Below are 4,632 nucleotides of genomic sequence, written 5' to 3' on the forward strand. Positions count from 1 at the left end.
TGCGCTGCAACCTTTGCTTCGGCTGCTTGGATCTCGGCCGGATACGTCACGCGATCCATGCTTGGGTTGTATCCAGCGCGTTCGAGTTGGACCAGTTCTGCCTTTACTTGCGCGCGGGTCAGCGGTTGGCTTTGAGCAAAAGAAGAAACTGCCGGGATAGCGAGTGCAGCGGCGACGACGATAGTTGCGAGTTTCATGATACTTACCTCCGAGTCTTGTTTTTCGCAAACAGCCCTGTTTGCGTTTCAGTGACTTCAGTATAGGTAAGCGCCCGCTTAAGATTAATGAGCGTTTGAACAACAAATTCTTGCTGTATTCGGGATAACCCTAGGTCGAGCTACTCAATGGGTCACGGCCTTGTGGATCTTCGGTGCGACGTTGTCGCGCCCATTGAGCACGCGCGATACAAAACCCACGGAGACCTTCGCGCGGCGCGCGACGTCCTGCACGGTCGGTGAACCAATGCCTATGCAGAAAATGCAAACGTCACAGTCCGCATCGCCTTCCACACGCAGCCGAAAGTCTGCAGCGAAGATTTCCGAGTCAGTGATTGGTTTTCGTTCGGGACGCGGTGGTCCAAGGCCCGGCAACGTACGCGGCGTGGTCTCATCGGTGCTGCACGTTCCGCGTTGCCATGTATATGTCAAAAAGGCCCGAATGCAGGCGGCGGATCTCTTGACGCAGGGCAATCAGTTCGTGCTGTTCGCCTTCACGTTCCCGACGCAGAATCTCTCCGAGTAGAGCAGTCGCACGCGATGCCGGCAGATCGCGCTGTACGCGCGCCTCGCCGAGCCTGCCTGTGATTGCCGGTTTGATGATCAGCAGCCACGCTGGAAACCACGCGTAATCTTCGATTTCGCCTGTGCCTCGGAAATCTGCATCAAAGCGTCGATGCAGCACGTTGAGCGAAGCGTCCTGCAGGGTGACGATGAGCGCGGTGAACCGGGCCGGCGCCACCCACGCCAACTCCGCAATTAGCGGCCACGCAGCATCGACTCCGGCGGAACGATAGCGCGCCTCGGTCATCCACGCGAGCGGCGATGGAATGCGCCACCAGGACTCAATCGATTCGATAGCGTCGCTTGCAGCGGCCCAGTCACTTGCCCGAAGCCACAGCGGTGCGGCGTGACTGTCCGGGTCACCGGCACGGTACCTCAACGCGGCGGCGCGCTGAGCGAGTTCACGCCAGCATTGTGTCATCCACAACTGGGCGCACCGCTCGGGCAAAACTTGTCGGGCAGCGTGCGCCACCTCATTCTCAAAGTGACGGCAGATCACGGCCAACTCAGCGTGGTCGGTCACGGCGAGCGTTGATGCGTTCTCAAGTTGCTGGACAAGCACCGTCATGGAAGGCAGGGCACTGTCGCTCGGGTATTCGCCGGCGAGCACTGTGAGTGCCGTTCGCGCCGCGGCGGCGTCGCGAAGCTGCAACTGCTCCACCACATCATTGCGCAGCGCTACGTCCCGGCTGTCGGCAAATATGTCGAGTTGCTGCATTGTCGTCGCGCTCAAGAAGGTCCATGAAGACGATACAGGCTAATCGATTTCGTCGCGTCGAAGAAGCTGCCATGGATCGTTCGACGAAACGCTGCGCTGATTATCGACTGCCAAAAGAAGAGCGACGCATTATTCAGATACCCCAAGTTCGCCGACGCACAAATGGTCCGGCTGTCCGTGCGCCAACGAGGCACGCGCCACAATAACGCACCCTTCCAGCCTGTTGTGATTTTTCAGCGTCCGTTTTCCAGGCACCTCCAGTTCCTTCTTTCCCGATGTCATCTCGTCGCCCTTCCTCGCAAGCTGCTCGGTCGTTGTCTCGCAAACCGCTCAGCAAAGAGTTGCTGCTGCCCCTGCCTCCGTCGGCGGCGCAGACCGTCGCGTTATCGAATCACTTGACGTTCGCCGCCTGTCGGGCCGGCGCTGGATCGGCCTATCTTTTCAACGAGCTTATTCAACTCGTCTGCGTCACGTTCTTTGTGCAAGATGCGGGTTATGGGGACACGGATGTAGTTATTTATGCACGCGCTGAAGCGGCTCTCGAGCGCGGCCTGGAACGCGCCGAGGTAGAGCGACGCTGGAACCTTGAGGCGGCGGACCTGCCGTTGTTCGAAGCAGTGTTGCAACAGGCAGACCGACAGCTAGCGGGCGCGCCTCGCCGCTCATGTCCACCGCGGCGCGCCACTAATCGCAATCGGTCCACGCCGCGCGAAAATCCCTCCAGCACCCCACACTGCGCATGCGTGGCGAGCGTCGCTCAGATCGAATGACGGCCGATATAATGGAACGCGGTAATTTCACACATTGCACCGGAGTTCTCCTATGAGTCAAACCCGCGGACCGAATGCGGGATATCGGGGCAAACCAAACAGTCGGCGCCAACCTCATCACCTGACGAATCAGAAGCGCCCAGCGCGAGACCAATCTCCTTCAAGGGAGACCAATGGCGCAGCGACGCCGGCGTCGATTATTAAGACTCGTTCCTTGAGATTCCTCGTCGATGCGGTCGGCGCGGAGAATATTGCGCTGGGGCTCGACTCAAGCATGATCCGGATCGCCGAACTGATGCGCGGAGAGCGATTCACGCCCGAGACCGCCTTCCACATGGAAACGACGCTTGGGCTACCTTCCGGCTTTTTCGACCAACTTCATCCGGTCCTTTCCCCGGAGACGATTGCGCGCCTGAAGGCGCCGCTCGAGTTCGTCCATACGGACGAGATGACCGATGAAGGTGACATCGAGGCAACACCCATTCTTTCAAGTGCGCAGAAGCCATTGCTGCTTGTCAGCAGTTCGCCCAAGGATATGACCATGCCGTCTAAGAGTTCTAAAGAAGCGTCGGGTGCGCCCAAGACCCGTGTCCAAAAGGCTTCTGCGCCGACAAGCGGTCAAGCTGCAAGAGCAGGAGGTTCGCCCACACCGCATCAGTCGCATCAAGTGGCCGGGCGAAAACAAGCAGCGCAACGAAACGGCGGTGTGACCGTCGAGCGCATCAGGCAGGCCAACCTTCAGGTTCTCACCACGCGCAACGGTTCGAAGGTCAAGCTCGGCGCAGTCTTGGGTTTGAGCGGATCGAATATGGCGCACCGACTCCACGGTAAAAAGCGCATGGATGATGCTGAAGCCGAGCGCTTCACCGCTGGGCTTGGCTTGCCTGCGGGGTGGCTGGACACACCCCGCGCCGAAGCCGATATTCCCGAGTCAGTCGCGCAGCTGCTCGCGCCCGCATCACGCGCGCGCGCGCCGGGTCAAGCACAGGCGCCCACCGCCGCGGCGGCGTATGAGGACACACCGGTCGCAGCCACTCCGACGAGCGAAAACGATCGAGCTGTACCTAGCATCACGAGCGATCCGCACACCGAGCCATTGCCAACTGATGCGGCGGGCGACGGCGGCAGCGTTGCGAGCGCTCAGCACAAGAACGTCAGCAGCGCAGTTGCGATGCGCGCCGACGGTCCCGTGGAACGCATCGAAAGCCACACGCCAGCAGCCGTTTCCGCACCGGTGGCGTCGCAGCCTGCGGTTGCAATGTCACCGCCCGCTGACACGCCGTCCTCCCCCACTTCCGCGACCAACTTGGACGGTCTCGATGGGATCTCACCTATCGCCGAGGCGCTCCTGAAGACGCTCGCCGGCAAGGCACGCACCGGTCGCTTGGACGAATTGAAGGCGTTGGAGTTATTGCGCCAGGCGGTTCTGCTCTAGCGGCAACGTCACGACCTATGAACACAGGGCGCCAGGACAATCGAATTCGCGCTGCGCGCGGCGCGGGGGTTCGTGCCTTCGTGCGCAAATGCCGAGTTGTCGGGGTCGACGCGTAAGAACCGCATCGGTCACAGACCGCTTGCCGGCCTGACTCACTACGCCACGCGGCGTCCGTCGCCCGCGCCGACGTCCGCCTGTCCTTGTGCGATATTCTCGACGTCAATCTCAAGCGCGGACAGCCGGGCAACTTGAACGGGAAGTAACGCATAGGCGAAGCGAAGCTCGTGCAGGCGCGCCCTCCAGTAGCAAACGCTTATCGGCAACGGAACGGATGTTGCCCGTACTGCCGTCACCACTTTCTGTATATGCGCGAGTTCACGATCCGCTTCCAGGGACGTCCGCTTCGGCACGTCGGCTGAAGTATCCGGCACTTGATGATTTCGCTTTGCTACGATTGACTTCATACGCTGTGCGTCTCCTGATCCGTTGAGACCAGCGTATCGAGGCTCACGAGAAGTCAAGGAAGCATGCGGGGGCGTGTCGGACCGTGTCGCTGGAGGGTAGGTCCTTGCCGGGCTCACGCAAAGGCGCAAGCGGCGCCGACGCGCTACGTCAGCAGAAACCTGTTCTCTTCTTGTCTAGCGCCGGTCGGCCTCCCAGCGAGTCCGCATTGCGAATCAGGCTTCGCACGCAATCGTCCACCGCTCCAGTTCCTGGTGGTATCGGCGTTGGGCCGTCGACGCGCTGGTCTGCCTCGGACGGATTCAACTACTTCGTCGGCGTGGTGCCGGTAAGCGACTCGGCTGGGCCAGTTCCTGATTCGCGCGCGCGTGGGGCATGATGGTGCTGTCGAAGTGGAATTCTTATAGATCACAGGGGATCGTGTCCATGATCGGCGATCGTGGACACGATTCACGCAAATCTATCCAG

General features: G+C 60.5%; 5 protein-coding genes. 1 reads left to right on the forward strand and 4 read right to left on the reverse strand.

Going from position 1 to position 4,632, the window contains the following annotated elements; translation table 11 throughout:
* The 3 genes from NCT32_RS36360 to NCT32_RS36365 form a co-directional block, all read right to left on the reverse strand.
* On the reverse strand, window positions 1-197 hold a 197-nt coding region (locus tag NCT32_RS36360; RefSeq protein WP_250491498.1), incomplete at its 3' end, for a DUF4148 domain-containing protein.
* A gap of 144 nt (window positions 198-341) precedes the next feature.
* Window positions 342-509, reverse strand: a complete 168-nt coding sequence (locus NCT32_RS37410; RefSeq protein ID WP_311768219.1) for a LacI family DNA-binding transcriptional regulator — start codon at window positions 507-509, stop codon at window positions 342-344.
* Between the two features lie 97 nt (window positions 510-606).
* On the reverse strand, window positions 607-1,497 hold the full coding sequence (locus NCT32_RS36365; RefSeq protein ID WP_061121997.1) for a hypothetical protein: 891 nt from the start codon (window positions 1,495-1,497) through the stop codon (window positions 607-609).
* 822 nt (window positions 1,498-2,319) lie between these two features.
* On the opposite strand from NCT32_RS36365, the gene NCT32_RS36370 reads away from it, so the two are divergent.
* A complete protein-coding gene (locus NCT32_RS36370; RefSeq protein WP_086961712.1) occupies window positions 2,320-3,702 on the forward strand; it encodes a hypothetical protein in 1,383 nt (460 codons plus the stop codon).
* A gap of 155 nt (window positions 3,703-3,857) precedes the next feature.
* Here the strand turns inward: NCT32_RS36370 and NCT32_RS36375 are convergent, their stop codons facing one another.
* The gene (locus tag NCT32_RS36375; protein ID WP_238215791.1) at window positions 3,858-4,166 is read right to left on the reverse strand and encodes a hypothetical protein; all 309 of its coding nucleotides are present in this window, start codon (window positions 4,164-4,166) and stop codon (window positions 3,858-3,860) included.
* Between the last annotated feature and the right edge of the window lie 466 nt (window positions 4,167-4,632).

This window comes from Caballeronia sp. INML2 (assembly GCF_023631365.1).
Lineage (GTDB): Bacteria > Pseudomonadota > Gammaproteobacteria > Burkholderiales > Burkholderiaceae > Caballeronia > Caballeronia turbans.